Genomic DNA, 20569 nt, shown 5'->3' with positions numbered 1-20569 from the left:
AGATAAGACGACTTTAAGAAGCAACTGGGTAACTGCTCCTTTTAAGGTTGGTTTCACTTTTCAACCATCCGCATGCGCGTCGCTATTGCCGGAGCCGGTCTTGCGGGTCTGTCCTGTGCCAAATACCTCGCGGATGCAGGCCACACACCGATCGTGGTGGAAGCCCGTGACGTGCTTGGAGGCAAGGTGGCGGCCTGGAAGGACGAGGACGGCGACTGGTATGAAACCGGTCTGCACATCTTTTTCGGGGCCTACCCGAACATGCTGCAGTTGTTTAAAGAGCTGAACATCGAGGACCGGCTGCAGTGGAAGAGCCACTCGATGATCTTTAACCAGCCCGAAGAACCGGGGACTTATAGCCGTTTCGACTTTCCTGATCTGCCAGCGCCCGTCAATGGGGTGGCAGCGATCCTCGGGAACAACGACATGCTCACGTGGCCCGAAAAGATCAGTTTTGGTCTGGGTCTGGTTCCGGCGATGCTGCGCGGCCAGGGCTACGTGGAGGAGTGCGATCAGTATTCCTGGACGGAGTGGCTCCGGATTCACAACATCCCAGAGCGGGTCAACGATGAGGTGTTCATCGCCATGAGCAAGGCTTTGAACTTCATTGATCCCGATGAAATCTCCGCGACGGTTGTACTCACGGCCCTGAATCGATTCCTCCAAGAGAAGAACGGATCCCAGATGGCCTTCCTCGATGGAGCTCCGCCGGAAAGACTTTGCCAGCCGATGGTCGAACACATCGAGGCCCTCGGCGGAGAGGTGCATCTAGACGCCCCGTTACGTGAGATCAGACTGAATGCCGATGGCTCGGTCGCTGCATTTCACATTGGCGGGGTGAAGGGCAAGGAGAGCTTTGACCTCAAAGCCGATGCCTATGTCAGTGCACTGCCTGTCGATCCCTTCAAGTTGCTGCTGCCCGAACCCTGGAAACAGATGGAGGTGTTCAGCAAGCTCGATGGCCTTCGCGGTGTGCCCGTAATCAATTTGCATCTCTGGTTTGACCGCAAGCTGACTGACATCGACCATCTGTTGTTTAGTCGCTCTCCATTGCTCAGCGTTTATGCCGACATGAGCATCACCTGCAAGGAATACGAAGACCCGGACAAGTCGATGCTCGAGCTTGTCTTTGCTCCTGCCAAGGATTGGATCGGCCGTCCGGACGAGGAGATCATCGAGGCGACCATGGGTGAGCTCAACAAGCTCTTCCCGATGCACTTTGGTGGCGACAACCCAGCCACCTTGCGCAAGTACAAGGTGGTGAAGACGCCGTTGTCGGTCTACAAAACCACGCCTGGCTGTCAGAAGCTCCGGCCTGAACAGACCACCCCGATCAGGAATTTCTTCCTGGCGGGCGACTACACGATGCAGCGCTACCTCGCTTCGATGGAGGGTGCTGTTCTCAGCGGCAAGCTCTGCGCTGGTGCGGTGGACCGCAAGAGGGATCAGCTGGCATCATCGTCCCCTGTCAGCGAGCCGATCGCGGCCTGAGTCATGCTCCCCGCAGCCCCGGATCTCGACGCAGCCTTTGAGGCTTGCCGACGGGAGACCGCCGAGTGGGCCAAGACTTTTTATTTGGGAACGCTTCTGCTCCCACTTGAGAAACGCCGGGCAATCTGGGCGATCTACGTCTGGTGTCGCCGAACGGATGAGCTCATGGACAGCCCTGAGGCGCAGGCCAGACCCGTCGAGGAGCTTGCTGAGCGACTCGACCGCTGGGAAGAGAAGACCCGTGCCCTCTTCGACGGACATGTCGCGGACGATCTCGATGCCGTCATGGTCGACACCCTGGAACGTTTTCCCCAAGGGATCCAGCCTTATCTCGACATGATCGAGGGCCAGCGCATGGATCTCACCTGGACTCGCTACCCGCGTTTCGAGGATCTCAAGCTGTATTGCTACAGGGTTGCCGGAACGGTCGGTTTAATGACCCAGGGCGTGATGGGTGTGGATAAGGCCTACACCTCTGCGCCTTGGAGCGATAGGCCAGATACCTCCGATGCAGCTGTGGCCCTCGGCATTGCCAACCAACTCACGAACATCCTGAGGGATGTTGGCGAGGACCGCGGTCGCGGCAGGATTTATCTACCCCAGGAGGATCTGGAGCGTTTCGGATACTCAGAAGACGACCTGATGGCCGGTCGGCTCAACCAGGCTTGGCGCGAATTGATGATCTTTCAGCTGGCAAGGGCACGCGATTGGTTCGCACGCTCGGAGGCCGGAGTGCGTTGGTTATCACGGGATGCCCGTTGGCCCGTTTGGACCTCACTGCGCCTCTATCGCGGCATTCTCGATGCGATTGAACGGGTCGACTACGACGTCTTCAACCGTCGCGCCTACGTGAGTCGTTTGGCGAAGATCGCCGATCTGCCACGTTCGTTTCTGCTGGCCCAGGCCCGTTGAAACCAGGGATCATGTTCTGAAAAGAACCCCCGATTGACACTCGGGTCAATCGGGGGTTTTTGTTGTGTGTGGCTGTTGATTCAGACAGGGGTGGTCTGATTGGCGAGCAGATCCTTCAGCTTGGAGAGTTCACCGGCCCAGCGGGGGTCAGGAGCTTCCGGGGCAGGTCCGTCGCTATGAACAACCTTGTTGTTGGCCTTGCGGGCTGCCTGGGACTGGTTGTTTCCAGCTCCCTGGCCACTACGCCTGTTGCCGGCGTTGTTGTCACGACGTTCAGAGCGTTCAACGCGAAGGGCGTTTCCACCGAAATCTTTTCCATTCAGCTGCTCGATGATGGCGTCGGCAACTTTTGGGTCGTCGACATTCGCAAAACCGAAACCGCGGCAGCTACCGCTATCGCGATCGAGAACAGGTTTAAAGCGAATGCCTTCGCCGGCTCCTTTCAACAGAGCATCCAGCTCCTGATCGTTAAAAGATTGCGGCAAGTTGCCGATGTACAGGCGGATGCTCATGAAGGGGAAATTAAGTGTGATCTGTCGGTGTCGGACCGTCATCGTTGACACCTAGAGAGTTAATCACAGCAAGTCGCTGTGGAGGGAACACCAGTGCTGAGCTGCTGCCAGGGCTGAGGATTGTCCACTGATGCGATGGAAGGCATGTTCACAGCGGAGATGCTCAATCAACTCTCCGATCGCTGGTCCCGGCTTGAGTCCAAGTTCCCTCTGGAGGGTGGAACCGTTCAGCGGTGACGCCGGGTGAAACAGGGGGTCGTTGTGATCCCGCCATCGGGAGAGCCATTCCGAACGGAGCTGGGCCGGCAACCCCAGGATCAGAGCCGGTAGGTCGTCTTCAAGCTCGCTGTGAAGCGCAACCCTTTGCTTTTCGCTCAATTTGTCAGGATTCCCTGACATTTTTGCGACCCAGTGGCGCAGGCGCAGGCACCGCTGCGTCAACTTTCTGCTGGCTCGCAGGCATTTCAGGCCTTCGTCGCTGGTGAGATGAGCCAGGCGCGCCAACGGCAGGGCAAGGCAGCGCTCCGGTTCATCCATTTCTGCGGCCTGAGCGGCCGCAGGAGTGTGAGTTTGATCCCATCGATTGGTCGCGTCTTGCCATGGGAGCAAGAGCTCCATCTCTTGGAGCTGAGTTATCGCAGCATCCGCCCTGGGTGCAGCAACGAGCCGCTGCAGTTCCGCCAGAATTCGCTCGGGTGCTGCCCTGCTCAGCAGGGCACAGTGCCGCTCAATCCATTGAGCCGTCTGGGGTTCGAGTTGAAGCGGGATCTCCGCCATCAACCGCAGACCGCGCAGCAGACGCAGGGGATCATCCATCAGGTTGGCTTCGCACACGGCCACCAACTGCCCGTCGCGAAGATCAAGGAGTCCTCCAGTGGGATCGATCAGATTCCTGGGTGGTTGCAGCTGCAGAGCGATGGCATTGATCCGGAAGTCCCGCCTCTGCAGATCCGCCTCAAGGTTTGGTCCGTCACAACGGGCGAAATCAATCGTCCAGCCGCGCACCACCAACCGGGCCATGTCCCGCTCTGCATCCAGAACAACGGTGCTCCCACCAAGCGATTCGGCAAGCTTCCGGCTGAGATTGATTGCCCCCTCAGGGACCACAAGGTCGAGATCAGGTTGTTTGCACTGGCGTCCCAGCAAGGCATCGCGCACGGCTCCACCCACCAGGGCTGTCCCTTGCGGCAGGTCCTGAACCCGAACAGGCCAACGATCCGGTGCCAGTGCGGCCCAGAGTGCGTCAATACGGCTCCGAGGCTCCAAAATGATGGGCGTTGCGGCGTCTGGGGGCATGTGCATCTGCGTGAACTGCCGCTGGGTCGACCGTTGTCAGGCCTATCACGCAGTCGAACGGCAACATGGCGCCCCCCACCTCACAGCCAGCCCCGACTTCGAACCTGAGTCCCCGAGGATTCACGTTTCTGTGATGGATCTTCCCTGTGGCGGTGCTGGGGTGGAGTGGGATGTGCGCGCTTGTGGAAGCTTTGCCCTGGAAGCGGGACGTTGGCAGCGCTTGAGGCCTGGAGAGAGGCTGCCGGCATGAGTGGCGTGCCTCTTTTGTTGGCGATGCACAGCTGCACGGAATGCTTCGGAGTCGCGCTGCAGGATCGCCTGAACCCGGCAACACCCAACGCTTTGGTCTTTGAGGACGGCCGCGGCCTCTCAAACAGCTTGATCTCCCGCGTCGAGTCTCTTCTGCCAAGAGAACGATGGCGTGAGCTCGATGCGCTGGCCGTGGCCACCGGACCTGGCGGTTTCACTGGGACCCGTCTGTCGGTGGTGATGGCTCGAACGCTGGCGCAGCAGCTCGATTGTCCGTTGTTGGGATTGAGCAGCTATGCCCTAATGGCTGCGCGTCTGTCGCGTGCGTTGCCCAATCCTGCTCAGCCCTTCTGGATCAGTCGCGTTTTGCCTCGTCGTGGCCATGTTGCCGGTCGTTATGCGGTTCATGACGAGCGCGTTGAGGAACTCGTGCGTCCACGACTGCTGGCGGATGATCAAAAGATGGATGGCCCGGTGCTCGAGGCAGATGAGCGGGTTCAAGAGGATGTTTTGGTCCTTCTGAAGTGTCTTGGGGATGGATGGGCGGCGCAGCAGTCCATGCCATGGCAGACCGTGTTGCCGATTTATCCCACCTCCCCTGTCGGAGCCGTCTGATGGCGGGTTTGCGGGCAGGGTTGCTGCTCAGTGGTGGCTTGATGCTGTGGATGGTGAGTGCGGGACCGCTGGCGCCCTACCGCAGAGCATTGCTGGATCACAGCCCACCTCAGATCGTGTTGGTGCTGGGTGGCGATGTGGATCGTGAGCGGATGGGAGCGAAGCTGGCGCGACAATTTGATCTTCCCTTGCTGGTCAGTGGAGGCAGCAACCGTGAATACGCCGATTGGCTGATTCAGCAGGAAGGTTTACCGACGGAGCGGGTGCAGCTGGATTACCGGGCGCGTGACACGTTGGGAAATTTCACCTCAATCGTGGATGACCTGCAGCGCCGCAAAGTCCGGCACGTGTTGATGGTGACCAGTGAGGATCACCTGCCGCGGGCCATGGCCGTTGGGCAGGTGGTGGCTGGTAGTCGCGGCATCCACCTCACTGGAGTGGCGGTGGCCTGTACTCCGGAATGCCGTGACGAGGGATTGCTTAAGCGCACCAGTGATTGGTTAAGAGCTGTCGTCTGGGTTACGACAGGGCGCGATCTCAGGGATGCAGCAACTCCTAATGCAATATCCCCTGATCCAGCATCGCGTTGATCCGCCTCTGAACTTCTGCGGTGGTTGCATCCAGATCCGCCCGTCGTCGGCCGGCGGGAGGGGGGATCGGTTCACCGATTCGCAACTGGATCGGCACAAGGCGTGGCCAGTTCCGCCCCGAGCCAAGAGCCCTGTGGCTGTTGACGATGGCGACAGGCAAGAGCGGTGCACTTGTGCGTGCAGCTAGCAGAGCGGCCCCGGGCAGAGGGTGGTTCACGCGGCCGTCCGGCTGGCGCGTCCCATCCAGGAAAACGCCGGTCGCCCAACCCTCGTCCAGCCGTGTGGTGGCAATTCGGATCGCTTCTCTGTCGCTGGCGCCACGTCGCACCGGGTAAGCGCCGCAGGCACGGATCACCGCTCCAAGCACCGGTACAGCAAAGAGTTCTGCCTTCGCCATGAAGGCCACGGGACGGCCGAGGGCATGGCCCAGCAGGGGAGGATCCAAATGGGACCCATGATTTGCGACAACCACCAGAGGGCCTTGCCGCGGAACGCGGTTGTTACCCACGGTGGACCCGCGAAACAGCCCACGGAAGATCGGAAATACAAGCAGGCTGCTCACCAGCTTGTAGGTCAGGCTTGGCCGAGGGGTGATAACAAGCGTTGACGGAGTGGTGCTGCTCACAGCCCTAGATCACCAGTGCTTGCGATCTGGGAGATCGCGACCCCTTTCATGGCCCGTTTGGCAAGTCCACTCAGCACATTGCCAGGTCCGATCTCCACCAGGGTGTCAATGCCGTCAACGGTGAGGTTGCTCATGGTTTCGCGCCACCGCACGCCACTGGTCATCTGATGTTTCAGGCGTTGCTTGAGCACGTCACCATCACGGCTTGCACGCGGATCACTGTTGCTGAGCACGGGCACCTTTGCATCGCGGAAGCACACCTGATCGAGCACCTGGCTGAACTGATCGGCTGCGTCGGCCATGAAGGGGGAGTGGAAGGCACCCGACACCGCCAGGGGGATCGCCCGCTTGCAGGTCAGTGCCTCACTCACCGTCTGCACCGCTGCAGGGGTGCCTGACAGCACCACCTGAGCATCACTGTTGTCGTTGGCGATGCTGATCCCATCGGTGCCCTCCACCAAGGTCTCCAGCTGGCTGCGGTCAAAGCCGATCACCGCTGTCATGGCGCCACCGCCGGCTGCTGCCATGAGCTCCGAGCGGGTTCTCATGAGCTTGAGTCCGGTCTCGAGATCAAAGACCCCTGCCGCATAAAGCGCCACCAGCTCACCAAGACTGTGGCCAGCGACCAACGCCGCCTCCCGGCCCTGCTGAATCAAGTTGTCTGCAAGCAGAGATTCCACCACAAACAGAGCTAGCTGGGTGTTGCGTGTGTCATTGAGATCCGCCGGCTGATCACCGTTCCGGGCATTACCACGGCAGATGGCCAACAGGTCACGGCCGGTCAATTCCGAGGCAAGGGCAAAGCGATCTGCCGCATCCGGCAAATCGATCACGGCGTCGGCCATGCCCAGCTTCTGAGATCCCTGTCCAGGAAAGAGCCAGGCGATCGCCATCGGTTTGTTGCATCGGCAGTGCCGGAGGTTACGCCGGCCCGCTCCAACGAAGAAGGGCGGCACCCCAGCTCAGCCCTGCACCGAAACCACTGCTGGCGATTCGATGGCCCGCCTGGATCCGCCCATCGCGCACCGCTTCATCCAACATCAGCGGAATCGTGGCAGCCGAGGTGTTGCCGTAACTGGCCAGATTGCTGAGCACCTTGCTCTGCGGGATGGAAAACCTCTCGGCGACTGCGTCGAGGATGCGTTGGTTGGCCTGATGCAACAGCAACCAGTCGAGCTGCTCAGCCGAGGCACCTGTCTTTTGCAGCAGGGCATCAAGGATTGCCGGCACTTCCCGGACGGCGAATTTATAGACCTCCTGGCCGTTCATTTGAATCGACTCAAAGCCACCTTTCTGGTGACTGGCCGAGCCCACCAGCGGGAGATGGTCGCGGTGATGAGGCAGTTGCAGCACGTCGCCACGGCTTCCATCGGAGCGCAGTAAGAAGCCGCCCAGATCATCCTGACCATCGATCGATGCTTCTAGCACGAGGGCACCGGCCGCATCTCCGAATAGCACGCAGGAGCGACGGTCATCCCAGTCGACCCAGCGGCTGAGCTGATCCGCTCCCACGACCAGGATCCGCTGCATCGCACCGCAGCGCAGGTATTGAGCAGCGGTGATCACCGCAAAAAGGAAGCCGCTGCAGGCCGCCGTGACGTCAAAGGCCGCAGCACGAACAGCGCCGATCCTGGCTTGAAGACGCGGCGCCGATCCGAACAGATCATCCGGAGTGGAGGTGGCCAGCAGGATCAGATCGAGGCTGTCGGCAGACCACCCGGCCATCTGAAGAGCCGCCTCCGCAGCTTTGGCACTGAGCGCAGTTAGCGATTCCTCTCGTCCGACAATGCGTCTAGCGGCAATGCCCGTGCGGCTGCGGATCCAGGTATCGCTGGTCTCAACGCGATCTCCGAGTTCATCGTTGCTGATCGAACGTGCAGGTGTTGCGCTGCCGCAGCCCCTAAGCAGCACGCCGGCGCACCTGGGGGGCAGGTCGGTCAAGAATTGGATGACTCCAGATGGCGTCAGTCAACCACAGCAACTCTGAAGTTCCGCCAGATCATCCATCACGCCATGGCTTGCGGCGGAGTGGGCCAGTCGCAAGGCGCTCACAACAGACAGCGCCTTGCTGCTGCCGTGGCCAATCACACAGATGCCATTGACGCCGAGGAGCAATGCACCCCCGTGTTCGGCGTGGTCGAGCCGCTTCTTGATCCGTTTGAGGTTGCTGCGCAGAAAGGCTGATCCAACCTTGCCGCGGCGTCCTCGCGGTAATTCGGCCCGCAGGACACCAAGAAGCACGCTGCCGACAGATTCCAGAAATTTCAAAAGAACATTGCCGGTGAATCCATCGCAGACCACCACATCAAATTCACCAGAGAGCACATCACGCCCTTCACAGTTGCCTGCGAATCGCAGCCGAGATTCTTCGCGCAGCAGGTCATGGGTTTTTAGGGCGAGATCGTTTCCCTTGCATTCCTCTTCTCCGATGTTGAGCAGACCGATGCGTGGCCGGCTCACCTGGAGCACATCCCGGCTGTAGATGTTTCCAAGCAGGGCGAACTGATGCAGGTAGGTGGGCTTGCAATCCATGTTTGCGCCTACATCCAGTACCAGCACAGGTTGCCCGGGATCCTTGGTGGGGAACAGGGCACCGATGGCCGGCCGGTCAATGCCCTTCAGCCGCCCCAGCCTGAAGATGGCGGAGGCCATCACCGCACCCGAGTTTCCGGCGGAATACACCGCAAGGGCCTTGCCTTTTTTGACCAGATCCATCGCCACATTGATGCTGGCGTCGCGTTTACGACGCACGGCAGTGGCTTCCTCGTTCATGCCGATGGTGGGACCGCTGGCCACCAGATCCAGATGACCGGCGCGCTTGGCTTTCTCAAGGCTCTCGCGCAGGTCGAGGGCATCGGCAGCGGCAAGAACCTGCTCCCGCTCTCCAACGAAGCGGATCCGCAAGGGAAGGCGTTCGATCGCCTGCAGGCATCCATCCAGGATCGGGCCCGGAGCATGGTCTCCGCCCATCCCGTCGACGGCCACCCAAAGCCGATCGGCATCACGGATTTCCTCGGCGTCATTGCCCCCCTGTAAGCGCCGCAATGGGTCGAACACCAGGGGCTGCAGCACGGTGCTGGCAACGTTGCCAGCGCCCGACACCACAGTTCCGGCCACATTTCCAGCGGCCGAGGCTGAGCTGGTGGCGCTGTCCACAATTGTGGTGACGGCTGCGTTTCGCCGGTACCAGATCACGAGGCGTCGGATCGCCCGTGGTCGATTGCTTTTGCTCCAGGGCCCAATGGCCGGGGAGGAATCAGTTTCCTTCGGAGGCAACGGAGTCGACGATGCGCTGGAACAGGTAGCCGGTGCCTCGAGCCGTGAGAATCAGCTCGGGGTTGGCTGGATCATCTTCCAGCTTGGAGCGCAGCCGGGAGATATGAACGTCCACAACTCGGGTGTCTACATGGCGCTCGGGGGTGTAACCCCAGACTTCCTTGAGAATTTCGCCCCGGTTGAACGGTTCGCCTGATCGACTCACGAGCAGTTCGAGCAGGCTGAATTCCATGCCGGTGAGTCGGATGCGTTCATCAGCGCGGAACACCTGGCGCTTGTTCGTGTCGATCCGCAGATCTGACACCTGGATCACACCGGAATTCGGAATGCCAGCGACCTGCTCCTTCTCAACCCGCCGCAGAACGCAGCGAATCCGGGCTTCCAGCTCCTTCGGGCTGAAGGGTTTGACGACGTAGTCATCGGCACCGAGCTCCAGTCCGGTAATGCGGTCGGCCACATCACCGAGGGCTGTGAGCATCACGATCGGAACGTCCGATTCCTTGCGGAGTTCCTGGCACACCCCATAGCCATCAAGCTTTGGCATCATCACGTCCAGCACCACCAGATCTGGCACGCAGTTGTGGAACAGTTCCAGTGCTTCTGTTCCATCACAGGCAGTGACGACGTTGTACCCAATCATCGACAGTCTGGTTTCCAGAATTCGTCGGATCGAGGCCTCGTCGTCGACCACGAGGATTGTTTCCTTGGAGGGAGCCGTGGTCGTCATAACGCCTCTGGCGCTTAATGCTTCTGCGGAACAGATAAAAGCGCCTACCCCCCTTTTGTTCACCCAACAGCAACTTTCTTCATAGTTCGCAGTGCCCCGCTCCTCCTCTCAATTCGTCTGCCAGGCCTGTGGAGCCAAGGCGCGGCAGTTCTTTGGCCGCTGTCCGGAGTGCGGTAGCTGGAACACGCTGGTGGAGCAGAACCAACCCAAAACCGACGGTCGGCGGCGGCGCTCAGATCCGAATCCCGAGCGTTCAGCGGCACCACGGCGATCCACCGCCATTGCCTCCTTGCAGGATCTCCCCCTGCAGAGGCTTTGCACGGGGTCGGAGGAGTTTGATCGGGTGCTGGGGGGCGGCTTGGTGCCGGGTTCCCTGATCCTCGTGGGTGGTGACCCCGGGATCGGCAAAAGCACCCTTCTGTTGCAGACCGCTTCGGCGCTGGCTGCTCATTGCTCTGTTCTGTATGTCAGTGCTGAAGAGTCGGCTCAGCAGGTGAAGTTGCGCTGGCAGCGGCTTGCCGGTGGCGACAGTGATCTGCAGCTCCTTGCGGAGACCGATCTTGATCTGGTGCTTCAGGAGCTGGAGGCTCTTCAGCCAGCGGTCGCGATCATCGACAGCATCCAGGCGCTCCACGATGGAGATCTGAGCAGTGCGCCAGGTTCCGTTGGACAGGTGCGCGAGTGTGCAGCGGCGCTCCAGCGCTTGGCGAAGCGGCAGACCACCGCTCTGTTGTTGGTGGGGCATGTCACGAAGGAGGGCATGCTGGCGGGCCCCAAAGTGCTGGAGCACCTTGTTGATGCGGTGCTCACGTTTGAGGGGGACCGTTTCGCCAGCCATCGGCTGTTGAGGGGGGTCAAGAACCGTTTTGGAGCCACCCATGAGCTCGGTTTGTTCGAAATGCAGGCCGGAGGGCTTGCGGAGGTGGGCAACCCCAGCGAGCTGTTCTTGAGTGATGCCCGCGCCTCAGGAGTGGCCACCATCGTTGCTTGTGAGGGCACGCGCTCTCTGGTGGTGGATTTGCAAGCGCTGGTGAATGTCACCAGCTACGCAAGCCCCCGGCGCACCGCGACGGGAATCGGCACGAATCGTCTGCATCAGATCCTGGCGGTGCTCGAGAAACACATGGGAATACCGTTGTCCCGCTTCGATTGCTACCTCGCTGTTGCTGGCGGGTTGGAGGTGGAGGAGCCGGCCGCTGATCTGGGAGTCGCCGCTGCGGTAGTCGCCAGCTTCCGCGACCTCACGCTTCCGGCTGGAACCGTTCTGGTGGGTGAGCTGGGTTTGGGCGGCCAGCTCAGGCCGGTTGGGCAGCTTGAGCTGCGTTTGCAGGAAGCCGCCCGACTTGGGTTTCGTCGGGCGGTGGTGCCCCGAGGCAGCGGTTTGGGCGATTTGGCAGCAGGGTTGGATCTGGCTCTTCTGGAAGCCGAAACAGTCAGTGAAGCGCTCGTTCTGGCTCTGGGTGATCAGGTGAGGGCGGATGGATGATCGCTTTTGCCGGCGTGGGCTGATCAGGATCTGATGTGTGAAATCACCCATTGGATGATCCTGAGTGAGCTGTCATGGGCGAACGTCAGGAACTGAATACATGAAGAAATTGTCGTTGACTTGGCTTCAATGAACGTCTTCATTCGGCGGCAGCTCAAGCCATTGTTGTGGTTGCTTCCCCTTTTGTTGTGTGGAACATTCGGCTCAACATTCTTGTTCAGTTCGGCTGCCCTGTCTGCTGATTTTCCCGTTGATCTGGACTCCAATCCGCCGCTCACCGAGAACGATCGTCAGCTTAGGGCCTGGATTCTTGGGCTCTTTAAAACAATCAAGCCTAATGATGAGCATCGAATGTTTTTGGAGCTGTCTCTTCAGGTCGCTAATTATCAGTATCAATGCCGATATCCAAGATAGGACGATGGGTCTGTTGATGTTCTGCCTGAGTTGGTATCAGATCCAAACGCGGAAATTCGTGCTTTTGCGTCATGGCATTTGCGTTTTGATCAAAATGCCGACATTGGCATTTACAACGAGCTTTACTTTGAGGAAATTGTGTTGATGTACGACGAGTCGAGAGTTTATTTTTCGAACCTTCCAGGCATGAGGTTGGGTGCCCTGAGGTTTGTCAATTATGGCCACGATGTTAATGCGCTCTGGAAGTACGGAGGTTATGGTTTGATCTCATGGGAGGAGCGTGACCAGGCGATTCGTGAGTTTGATCCACAATCGGAAAATTCATTCACGTTCTCTTACTTGAAAGATGGTGAAAGAGAAGTTGGTGTTATCTGTTAAAGTCCTGTTGACGTGAGCATCTACGCGGACCATGAGCGGCTTTACCACCCAAGTCGTTTAAAAAATTTGGGTTATTAGTTACAGGCAATTGATCAACGCTGGCCGCAGAATAAAATTTTCTTATTTAAGTATATTTTGTTCAAAGATGAATGCGCTGCAAAAAAAATTATCTCCAGGAATTTTTTAGCTAGAAATAAACATCCACATTGCTGCGGCCAGTCGATTTCAACCAGTTTTCAATGTCCAGGTAGCCGCCTGGGTTCAGGCGGACCGCCTGGGTCCAGACATCAGCGGCCTGATCGAACCAGCGATCGGCGTCGTCTCGGCGTCCTTCCTCTTCTGCAATCCGTCCGCGCTTCTCGAAAATCAGGCCCATGTTCTTGAGGCAGGACGGCTGCTTCGGGTTTTCCTCGAGGGCCTTTTGGTACGTCTCGATCGCCCGCTCTTCCTCGCCGTTGGACATATAAATAATCGCCATGTTCTTGAGTGTTTCACCCCGGTCTGTGGGGTTTTCCTCGAGTTTCAGGCTCTCTTCGTAATTTTCCAGGGCCTCGGCGTAATCGCCGTCGTTCTGTGCTGAGAGGCCATCGCGGTAATACACATAGGCTTCTTTGGACCTGGCGTTGATCGGCAGCAGCTTGACGATCAGATCCGCCATCACCGTGAAGCTCTTGTCGATGAAGTTGTCGTTGCGGTTGCTGCGTGGCACGGCGCGCCGGCGGAGTGACTCCATCCTGACGGCTTTGCTGCGCGACCTAGCCTGCTCTTAACGATCGATCGCTCGTGGGTTTAGCACTGCAGACCGTTGTGCTCGACGTGGAAGGTATGAAATGCGGAGGTTGTGTGCGTTCCGTGGAGCGGACGCTGTTGGAGCAACCTGGGGTTGAGCGCGTTGATGTCAACCTCGTCAGCCGTGCTGCCTGGTTGGATCTCTCGCCTGCAGAGGGGTCCGTTGAACGGCTTCTGAAAGCTCTGTCCGATCGCGGTTTTCCCGCCAAGGAACGCAGCCTTGAGGAACAGGTTGCCCGATCGCGTGGCTCTCACGCCGCTGGCCCGGGTTGGTGGCGGCAGTGGCGCCAGCTGATGGTCGCTTTGGTTCTTTTGCTGTTCTCAGTTCTTGGCCACCTCGCTGAGGCAGGACAGCTTGAGCTGCCGCTGATTGGAAGCTTGCCTTTTCACGCCAGCCTGGCAACCGTGGCATTGCTAGGGCCGGGCCGGCCCATTCTGATCGGGGGGGTCAAAGCGGCTCGGGCAGGAGCTCCGAGCATGGACACCCTGGTGGGCCTTGGGGTGGGCAGTGCCTACCTGGCCAGTTTGGTGGCCTTGATCTGGCCGCAGGTTGGATGGCCCTGCTTTTTCAATGAGCCGGTGATGCTGCTCGGCTTTGTGCTGCTGGGTCGTTTCCTGGAGGAGCGTGCCCGTTTCCGCACCGGCCAGGCGCTCAAGCAGCTGGCCCAGCTTCAACCCGATACCGCCAGGTTGCTTCTTGCTGATGGTGTGATCCGTGAGGTGCGTGTCGGTGCTTTGCGTCCCGGTGAACGCGTCCAGCTTCTGGCTGGTGACCGAATCCCAGTTGATGGGGTAGTTCTGGATGGTCGCTCAGCCGTTGATGTCTCCAGCCTCACGGGAGAACCTCTGCCCCTCGAGGCGGAGCCGGGTTCTGAGCTCGATGCCGGAAGCCTCAACCTTGAGGCGACGCTCACCTTGGAAGTGCAACGCGTCGGTGCTGAAACAGCCCTCGCCAGGATCATTCGGCTGGTGGAACAGGCGCAGGCCCGCCGTGCCCCAATTCAGGGGCTCGCCGATCGCGTTGCCGGTCGGTTCTGCTACGGAGTGATCGCCCTTGCGCTGAGCACGTTCCTGTTCTGGTGGCTGTTTGGCGCAGAGCACTGGCCTCAGGTGCTGCAGGCGTCTTCGATGGGAATGTCCCATGCCCATCAGGTTGGCCACCCTCACCATGCAGGACTGGGCAGTGGCGCTGAAACGCCGATCGGTCTTTCCCTGCAGCTATCCATCGCCGTGTTGGTGGTGGCTTGCCCCTGTGCGCTCGGCCTGGCCACACCCACTGTGATCACGGTGGCGACCGGATTGGCGGCCCGCAGGGGGTGGCTGTTCCGGGGTGGCGATGTCATTGAAAAGGCTGCTGGTCTTGACCATGTGGTCTTCGACAAAACCGGCACGCTCACACTGGGCCGGCCCATGGTCACGGCGGTGCAATCCAGGGATCCGGAACGTCTGTTGCAGCTGGCAGCCAGCTTGGAGCAGAACAGCCGGCATCCGCTGGCCCATGCTCTGCTCCAGGAAGCCCAGCGACGCGAACTCAAACTGCTTCCCTCCGTTAATGTGCGCACCCTGGCGGGTGATGGCCTGCAAGGAGTTTTGGAGGGTGTTCCCGCTGAGGTATCGGTGGGCAATCCGGACTGGATCTCAAACCAAGGCGTTCGATGGTCAGGCGACCTGGACGCGTGGCAGGGGTCGGTAGAAGGGACAGTGGTTGCTGTCGCTGAAGGTCAGGAGCTGTTGGGCATGGTTCAGATCGAGGATCAGCTTCGAGCTGATGTGCAAACGGCTCTGCTGAGGCTGCGCAACGAAGGACTTGACCTCGCCGTGTTCAGTGGTGATCGGATGGCTGCCGTGAAGAAGCTTGGTCATCAGCTCGGTTTCAGCGAGGCTGAGCTCGGATGGCAGATGCGACCAGAGCAGAAGCTTGAGCGGCTGGAGCAGTTGCGTCAGTCCGGATCAGTGGCCATGGTTGGAGATGGCATCAATGACGCTCCCGCTCTGGCTGCTGCTGATCTCGGCATCGCGGTTGGCACGGGGACTCAGATCGCGCAGGACACCGCCGATATGGTTCTGCTTGGTGACCGTCTCGACAACCTCCCCGATGCCTTGCTGTTGGCGCGCCGCACCCTGGCCAAAGTGCGTCAGAACCTAATCTGGGCCTTCGGTTACAACTTGATCGCTCTCCCGATCGCCGCTGGGGTACTGCTTCCCGGCCAGGGGCTGTTGCTGTCGCCGCCGATCGCTGCGCTGTTGATGGCGCTGAGTTCCATCACGGTGGTGGTCAATGCGTTGGTGCTGCGTCCGGCATGAGCGGGCGTTTCATTGTTCTCGATGGCATTGATGGGTGTGGAAAATCAACCCAGATGGATCATTTGGCGACCTGGCTTCCCGCGTCGGGACTGATCCCTCCCGGCGCTCGCCTGATCCGGACACGTGAGCCTGGAGGGACGTCCCTGGGGGGAGGTGTGCGCGAACTGCTGCTTCACACAGCTGCTGAGGCGGCCCCGGCTCCAACGGCCGAATTGTTGCTCTATGCCGCAGATCGTGCCCAGCATGTGGAGACCTTGATTCGTCCTGCCTTGATACGGGGTGACTGGGTGATCAGCGACCGATTCAGCGGTTCAACCATGGCCTATCAGGGATACGGTCGGGGTCTTGATCGTTCATTGATCCGAGAACTTGAACGGATCGCAACCGGTGGACTGTCTCCCGATGTCACTGTTCTGCTGGATCTGCCTCTGAAGGAAAGCATCCGCCGCCGCAGGGGCGATCAGGATGACCGAATCGAAGCCGAGGGGGAGCTTTTTTTGCAGCGGGTGCAAGAGGGTTTTAGGCAACTCGCACTCGAGCGACGCTGGTCTCGTGTGAAAGCCGACTGTCCCATTGCCGAGGTGAGTGATGCCCTGGAGCGAAGCCTGCGGGAGTTGTTGATGTGAACGGTCTGTTCGCAGATCTGGTTGGTCAGTCTCTGGCTGTGGATCTCCTGCAGGCTGCGCTGCAGCACCATCGACTTGCTCCGGCCTATCTCTTCGCCGGTCCTGATGGTGTCGGTCGCCGTCTGGCTGCCCTGCGTTTTTTGGAGGGAGTGATTGCAGGAGGAGCTGCCTCCCCTCGCCAAAGGCGACGCCTGGAGGCGCTCAATCATCCTGATCTTCTCTGGGTTGAGCCCACCTATCAGCATCAGGGTCGATTGCTGTCCAGGCGTGAGGCGGAGGAGGTGGGGCTGAGCCGCCGCACACCGCCTCAGCTGCGCCTGGAGCAGATTCGTGGGGTGGGCCGGTTTCTGGCTCGTCAGCCTGTGGAAGCGGAACGGGGCATGGTGGTGATCGAAACTGCGGAAGCCATGGCTGAGTCAGCCGCCAATGCGTTGCTTAAAACATTGGAGGAGCCTGGGCACGGTCTCCTGGTGCTGTTGTCAGCGGCCCCAGAGCGGCTGCTTTCGACCATTCGTTCCCGTTGTCAGCTGATCCGCTTTCTTCGTCTTGACCCTGATGCGCTTGATCAGGTCCTGCTTCGGTGTGGAGCCTCAGGCATGGATCCACCGGAGCTGATTGGGATGGCCGCTGGATCCCCGGGTGCCTTGATCGAACATCGACAGCGTTGGTCCCTGCTCCCCGAATCGCTCGCGAATCGGCTCAGAACACTGCCGATCGAGCCAATGGACGCTTTGTCTCTGGCTCGAGATCTCTGCGAGAGCCTCGATGGAGAACAGCAGCTGTGGTTGATCGATTGGTTGCAGCAGAGAATTTGGCGTGCCGCTCATTCGGAACACGCTGTTAGACGTCTGGAATCGCTCAGACGTCATCTTCTGTCGTTTGTTCAACCCAGGTTGGCCTGGGAAGTGGCTTTGCTTGACCTCATGACAATCACGGCAGCGGGATGATCTAGGCGCTGGCGCGATCACCCTGTTTCTTGCGTTCACTTCGGGCCATGGCGACGACGTCGTGGAGACCTTCCAGTTGACCACCGGTGGGCAATTCGAGGCAGTAACCAGCTCCGTACACGGTTTTGATGAACCGAGGCTTGCGTGGATCCGGCTCAAGTTTGGTGCGCAAATGACGCACGTGAACCCGGATGGTTTCAATGTCGTCATCGGGTTCGTAGCCCCACACCTCTTTAAGAATCAAAGAGGGAGCCACCGTTTGTCCATGTCGCTGCAGCAGGCAGTGCAGGAGTTCGAACTCGAGGTGGGTGAGGCGAACAGGTCCGTCAAACCAGATCGCTTCGAACCGTTCGGGAACCAGGGTCAGCGGTCCGTAACTGAGGATTTCGTGGTGATTGCCAGTGCCAACTGGGGCCCGATCACTGCGACGAAGCAGGGCCTTGACGCGGGCCTGAAGTTCTTCAAGGTCGAAGGGTTTGGTCAGGTAGTCGTCAGCGCCTGAATTAAACCCACTGACTTTGTCTTTTGTGCCCCCAAGTGCTGTCAGCATCAATATTGGAATGCTTGCTGTCCGTTCATCGCGGCGCAATCGCTGGCAAAGGGTCAATCCGTCAACCTTGGGAAGCATCAGGTCGAGCAAGATCAAGTCTGGTGTGTATTGCAGCGCTAAAGCCTGGCCTTTAATGCCGTCATCGGCACGCTGAACGTCAAAACCACTGTGCTCGAGGTGGCCACTCACCAGGTCGCGCATGTCCCGGTCGTCTTCGATTAGCAGAACACAAGGCTTCATCGATTTGGCAGCGGAACAGCTGTGGGAGGGTGGAGCGAGGGTCGACTGGTCAACGCTCAGCTGATTCTCTCAAGCTTTTGTTCTCTCTGCAGAATTTGCGTGGACTGTGCCGAAGGGCCTTGATCTCTGAGATCTGTTGCGCTGGAAACGGTTTCACCAGAAGAGGTCTGTTAACATTGAATGTCGTGTTCAGAAAGTCTTCCGGTTTTGGCAATCCGGGGTGACATTTTTCCTTGTTTGTCAATAAAAAAGCCACAGCAACTGCTGTGGCAATCAAGCTCCCCGGGCGGGATTCGAACCTGCGACCAATCGATTAACAGTCGACCGCTCTACCGCTGAGCTACCGAGGAATGGCTCCAAGAGAACTTACAGGCCAAGCCTCCCGCACTGCAAGCGATGGCGGAGCTCTTTCCCATCCATCCAGCCTTGAATCTGTCCCTCCTGCATGCAGGTGGCTCCATCGGCTCGGTCGAGTTCCTCGAGCCGATGCGTAATCCAAAGTGCTGTTAATGGTGAGCTGCCCTGATGGCACAGCCGATCAACCGCATCCAGAACGTTGTGCTGGCTGGTTGGATCCAAAAGGGCAGTGGGCTCGTCGAGCAGCAAGAGGCCCGCGTCACTCGCCAAGGCGCCGGCGATGGCCAGGCGCTGCTTTTGTCCACCACTGAGGGTGTGAATCGGTCGGGACCCCAAGCCGGTCAGTCCGAGTTGTTCGAGAAGCTGCTGAACCCGTGCGAACCGAGCTGTGGTTGTGGATTGAGGCGCGATCCCCAGCAGCAGATCGCTGTTGCAGCTTGGGAGTAGGAGTTGATGATCAGGGTTCTGGAAGACCAGCGCAACACGCTGAGCCGTGTGGATCCCGCCTTCCTGTGGCTGCATCAAGCCTGCGATCAGCCGGAAGAGTGTGCTCTTACCGCTGCCGTTGCTGCCCACCAGCATCCATAGGCCTGGCCGGGGAATGTTCAGGCTGCACTGATGTAGGGCCTGTGAACCGTCAGGCCAGCGGTAGCTGACTCGCTCCAGGCGGAGGACGGCGTCAGGGTCCGTCTCAGGAATCAAGGGAGAATCCTGGCCTTTTGCTGCCGCCTGTTGCAGCAGTTTTCTCATAAAGCTGTACGGCCAGAACTTCACTGATCAACACCGTGACTTTCTTGCCTTCGACCTTCTCGCATGTGAGCTCGAGCAGTCTTGGCTGGCTTTGTTCGATCGACTGGCGAATCTGTTGATAAAGCGCTTCAGCAGCGTCATGCTCTTTTCTCTGCACGGACACCGGAACGGGGCTCATGCGTAGGGCCAGTTCGATGACGTACACGGCTTGAAAAGTTGAGATGCGCCATCTTCGCGGAGGACCCGCATGGAGTGTCGGTTCTGGTTGAGCATTTTTACTCATCCTTCACCTCTGGGTGAGGGAAGCCGCCCCATTGCAGCCTGACCCCCCTAGGCTCCCGATGTAACGCTTCATGAAGCACGTCTCATGACGATCGCTGTAGGACGCGCGCCTCAGCGGGGATGGTTCGACGTCCTCGATGACTGGCTCAAGCGCGACCGCTTCGTTTTTGTCGGCTGGTCCGGCATCCTCCTTTTCCCCACGGCCTATCTGGCCATCGGTGGCTGGCTGACCGGCACCACCTTTGTCACTTCCTGGTACACCCACGGCATTGCCTCCTCGTACCTGGAAGGTTGCAACTTCCTGACTGCAGCTGTCTCCACCCCCGCTGATGCGATGGGTCACAGCCTGCTGCTGCTCTGGGGCCCTGAAGCCCAGGGCGATTTCGTCCGCTGGTGCCAGCTCGGCGGCCTCTGGGCCTTCGTGGCTCTCCACGGTGCCTTCGCTCTGATCGGCTTCATGCTGCGTCAGTTCGAGATTGCTCGTCTCGTCGGCATCCGCCCTTACAACGCCATCGCCTTCTCCGGCCCGATCGCGGTCTTCGTCAGTGTCTTCCTGATGTACCCTCTCGGCCAGAGCAGCTGGTTCTTCGCGCCATCCTTCGGTGTGGCTGCGATCTTCCGTTTCCTCCTCTTCCTTCAGGGCTTCCACAACTGGACCCTGAACCCCTTCCACATGATGGGCGTGGCCGGCATCCTCGGCGGCGCACTGCTTTGCGCCATCCACGGCGCCACTGTGGAAAACACCCTGTTTGAGGATGGTGAACAGGCCAACACCTTCAAGGCGTTCGAGCCGACCCAGGAAGAAGAGACCTATTCCATGGTTACCGCCAACCGCTTCTGGAGCCAAATCTTCGGAATTGCGTTCTCCAACAAGCGCTGGCTGCACTTCTTCATGCTGTTTGTGCCTGTGATGGGCCTGTGGACCAGTTCCATCGGCATCGTCGGCCTTGCCCTCAACCTGCGCGCCTATGACTTCGTCTCCCAGGAGATCCGCGCAGCAGAAGATCCCGAATTCGAGACCTTCTACACCAAAAACATCCTTCTGAATGAAGGTCTGCGTGCCTGGATGGCACCGGCTGACCAGCCGCACGAAAACTTCGTCTTCCCTGAAGAGGTTCTGCCCCGCGGCAACGCGCTCTGATCCTTCCCGATC

Annotated in this window: 22 protein-coding genes and 1 tRNA gene; 11 read left to right on the top strand and 12 right to left on the bottom strand. The window is 59.4% G+C overall.

Features of this window, described 5'->3' with window-relative positions; genetic code table 11:
• Positions 1 to 72 precede the first annotated feature (72 nt).
• Positions 73 to 1491, top strand: coding sequence for a 15-cis-phytoene desaturase (pds, locus tag SIB64_RS00410; RefSeq protein WP_413441386.1), 1419 nt, complete (start codon positions 73 to 75; stop codon positions 1489 to 1491).
• A gap of 3 nt (positions 1492 to 1494) precedes the next feature.
• On the top strand, positions 1495 to 2403 hold the full coding sequence (locus SIB64_RS00405) for a phytoene synthase (protein ID WP_413441385.1): 909 nt from the start codon (positions 1495 to 1497) through the stop codon (positions 2401 to 2403).
• Positions 2404 to 2483: 80 nt separating this feature from the next.
• Here the strand turns inward: SIB64_RS00405 and SIB64_RS00400 are convergent, their stop codons facing one another.
• Together SIB64_RS00400 and SIB64_RS00395 are read right to left on the bottom strand one after the other, a co-directional pair.
• A complete protein-coding gene (locus SIB64_RS00400) occupies positions 2484 to 2915 on the bottom strand; it encodes an RNA recognition motif domain-containing protein (protein ID WP_413442797.1) in 432 nt (143 codons plus the stop codon).
• A gap of 63 nt (positions 2916 to 2978) precedes the next feature.
• The gene (locus tag SIB64_RS00395) at positions 2979 to 4211 is read right to left on the bottom strand and encodes a CCA tRNA nucleotidyltransferase (RefSeq protein WP_413441384.1); all 1233 of its coding nucleotides are present in this window, start codon (positions 4209 to 4211) and stop codon (positions 2979 to 2981) included.
• Here SIB64_RS00395 and SIB64_RS00390 point away from each other — a divergent pair.
• Genes SIB64_RS00390 through SIB64_RS00380 form a run of 3 tightly spaced genes read left to right on the top strand, consistent with a single transcriptional unit; the run spans position 4210 to position 5665 of the window.
• Positions 4210 to 4461, top strand: coding sequence for a Ycf34 family protein (locus SIB64_RS00390; RefSeq protein ID WP_413442796.1), 252 nt, complete (start codon positions 4210 to 4212; stop codon positions 4459 to 4461). The genes SIB64_RS00395 and SIB64_RS00390 overlap by 2 nt on opposite strands.
• A complete protein-coding gene (tsaB, locus tag SIB64_RS00385; RefSeq protein ID WP_413441383.1) occupies positions 4458 to 5075 on the top strand; it encodes a tRNA (adenosine(37)-N6)-threonylcarbamoyltransferase complex dimerization subunit type 1 TsaB in 618 nt (205 codons plus the stop codon). The genes SIB64_RS00390 and tsaB overlap by 4 nt, the downstream gene beginning before the upstream one ends.
• Positions 5075 to 5665 (top strand): YdcF family protein, encoded by a 591-nt coding sequence (locus SIB64_RS00380; RefSeq protein ID WP_413442795.1) that lies wholly within the window; start codon positions 5075 to 5077, stop codon positions 5663 to 5665. The genes tsaB and SIB64_RS00380 overlap by 1 nt, the downstream gene beginning before the upstream one ends.
• Here the strand turns inward: SIB64_RS00380 and SIB64_RS00375 are convergent.
• Genes SIB64_RS00375 through rpaB form a run of 5 tightly spaced genes read right to left on the bottom strand, consistent with a single transcriptional unit; the run spans position 5631 to position 10293 of the window.
• Entirely contained in the window at positions 5631 to 6290 is a 660-nt protein-coding gene (locus SIB64_RS00375; protein ID WP_413441382.1) for a lysophospholipid acyltransferase family protein, read from the bottom strand. The two genes, SIB64_RS00380 and SIB64_RS00375, sit on opposite strands and share 35 nt — an antisense overlap.
• A complete protein-coding gene (gene fabD / locus SIB64_RS00370) occupies positions 6287 to 7183 on the bottom strand; it encodes an ACP S-malonyltransferase (RefSeq protein WP_413441381.1) in 897 nt (298 codons plus the stop codon). Before fabD ends, SIB64_RS00375 begins: the two co-directional genes overlap by 4 nt.
• A gap of 28 nt (positions 7184 to 7211) precedes the next feature.
• Positions 7212 to 8231: a beta-ketoacyl-ACP synthase III gene (locus SIB64_RS00365; protein WP_413441380.1), complete on the bottom strand. Its 1020-nt coding sequence runs from the start codon at positions 8229 to 8231 to the stop codon at positions 7212 to 7214.
• Between the two features lie 27 nt (positions 8232 to 8258).
• Positions 8259 to 9566, bottom strand: coding sequence for a phosphate acyltransferase PlsX (plsX, locus tag SIB64_RS00360; RefSeq protein WP_413441379.1), 1308 nt, complete (start codon positions 9564 to 9566; stop codon positions 8259 to 8261).
• Positions 9547 to 10293 carry a response regulator transcription factor RpaB gene (gene rpaB, locus SIB64_RS00355; RefSeq protein WP_413441378.1) on the bottom strand — a complete coding sequence of 249 codons (747 nt, stop codon included), beginning with the start codon at positions 10291 to 10293 and terminating at the stop codon, positions 9547 to 9549. The genes plsX and rpaB overlap by 20 nt, the downstream gene beginning before the upstream one ends.
• 91 nt (positions 10294 to 10384) lie before the next feature.
• Here rpaB and radA point away from each other — a divergent pair, with 91 nt between their 5' ends.
• Together radA and SIB64_RS00345 are read left to right on the top strand one after the other, a co-directional pair.
• Entirely contained in the window at positions 10385 to 11779 is a 1395-nt protein-coding gene (radA, locus tag SIB64_RS00350; protein ID WP_413441377.1) for a DNA repair protein RadA, read from the top strand.
• Positions 11780 to 12223: 444 nt separating this feature from the next.
• Positions 12224 to 12571, top strand: coding sequence for a hypothetical protein (locus SIB64_RS00345; protein WP_413441376.1), 348 nt, complete (start codon positions 12224 to 12226; stop codon positions 12569 to 12571).
• 187 nt (positions 12572 to 12758) lie between these two features.
• Here SIB64_RS00345 and SIB64_RS00340 read toward each other — a convergent pair whose 3' ends face one another.
• On the bottom strand, positions 12759 to 13304 hold the full coding sequence (locus SIB64_RS00340) for a photosystem I assembly protein Ycf3 (RefSeq protein ID WP_413441375.1): 546 nt from the start codon (positions 13302 to 13304) through the stop codon (positions 12759 to 12761).
• A 92-nt stretch (positions 13305 to 13396) separates the two neighbouring features.
• Between SIB64_RS00340 and SIB64_RS00335 the strand changes: the two genes are divergently transcribed.
• Genes SIB64_RS00335 through SIB64_RS00325 form a run of 3 tightly spaced genes read left to right on the top strand, consistent with a single transcriptional unit; the run spans position 13397 to position 17237 of the window.
• A complete protein-coding gene (locus SIB64_RS00335) occupies positions 13397 to 15664 on the top strand; it encodes a heavy metal translocating P-type ATPase (RefSeq protein ID WP_413442794.1) in 2268 nt (755 codons plus the stop codon).
• Complete coding sequence (gene tmk, locus SIB64_RS00330) at positions 15661 to 16290, top strand: dTMP kinase (RefSeq protein ID WP_413441374.1); 630 nt, start codon at positions 15661 to 15663, stop codon at positions 16288 to 16290. The genes SIB64_RS00335 and tmk overlap by 4 nt, the downstream gene beginning before the upstream one ends.
• The gene (locus tag SIB64_RS00325; RefSeq protein ID WP_413441373.1) at positions 16287 to 17237 is read left to right on the top strand and encodes a DNA polymerase III subunit delta'; all 951 of its coding nucleotides are present in this window, start codon (positions 16287 to 16289) and stop codon (positions 17235 to 17237) included. The genes tmk and SIB64_RS00325 overlap by 4 nt, the downstream gene beginning before the upstream one ends.
• Before the next feature lies 1 nt (position 17238).
• On the opposite strand, the gene SIB64_RS00320 is transcribed toward SIB64_RS00325, so the two are convergent.
• The 4 genes from SIB64_RS00320 to SIB64_RS00305 all read right to left on the bottom strand — a co-directional run bounded on the left by SIB64_RS00320 (position 17239) and on the right by SIB64_RS00305 (position 19339).
• Positions 17239 to 18027 carry a response regulator transcription factor gene (locus SIB64_RS00320; RefSeq protein ID WP_413441372.1) on the bottom strand — a complete coding sequence of 263 codons (789 nt, stop codon included), beginning with the start codon at positions 18025 to 18027 and terminating at the stop codon, positions 17239 to 17241.
• Positions 18028 to 18305: 278 nt separating this feature from the next.
• Positions 18306 to 18377, bottom strand: a tRNA-Asn gene (locus SIB64_RS00315).
• Positions 18378 to 18393: 16 nt separating this feature from the next.
• On the bottom strand, positions 18394 to 19134 hold the full coding sequence (locus SIB64_RS00310) for an ABC transporter ATP-binding protein (protein WP_413441371.1): 741 nt from the start codon (positions 19132 to 19134) through the stop codon (positions 18394 to 18396).
• Positions 19076 to 19339 (bottom strand): hypothetical protein, encoded by a 264-nt coding sequence (locus tag SIB64_RS00305; RefSeq protein ID WP_413442793.1) that lies wholly within the window; start codon positions 19337 to 19339, stop codon positions 19076 to 19078. Before SIB64_RS00305 ends, SIB64_RS00310 begins: the two co-directional genes overlap by 59 nt.
• A 162-nt stretch (positions 19340 to 19501) precedes the next feature.
• Between SIB64_RS00305 and psbD the strand changes: the two genes are divergently transcribed.
• Positions 19502 to 20557 carry a photosystem II D2 protein (photosystem q(a) protein) gene (gene psbD, locus SIB64_RS00300; RefSeq protein ID WP_413441370.1) on the top strand — a complete coding sequence of 352 codons (1056 nt, stop codon included), beginning with the start codon at positions 19502 to 19504 and terminating at the stop codon, positions 20555 to 20557.
• The last annotated feature ends 12 nt before the right edge of the window (positions 20558 to 20569 follow it).

The organism is Synechococcus sp. MIT S1220 (genome assembly GCF_047303025.1).
In the GTDB taxonomy this organism is placed as follows: domain Bacteria; phylum Cyanobacteriota; class Cyanobacteriia; order PCC-6307; family Cyanobiaceae; genus Parasynechococcus.
Note: the sequence above shows the minus strand (reverse complement) of the source record. Positions and strands in the feature narration are given on the sequence as shown.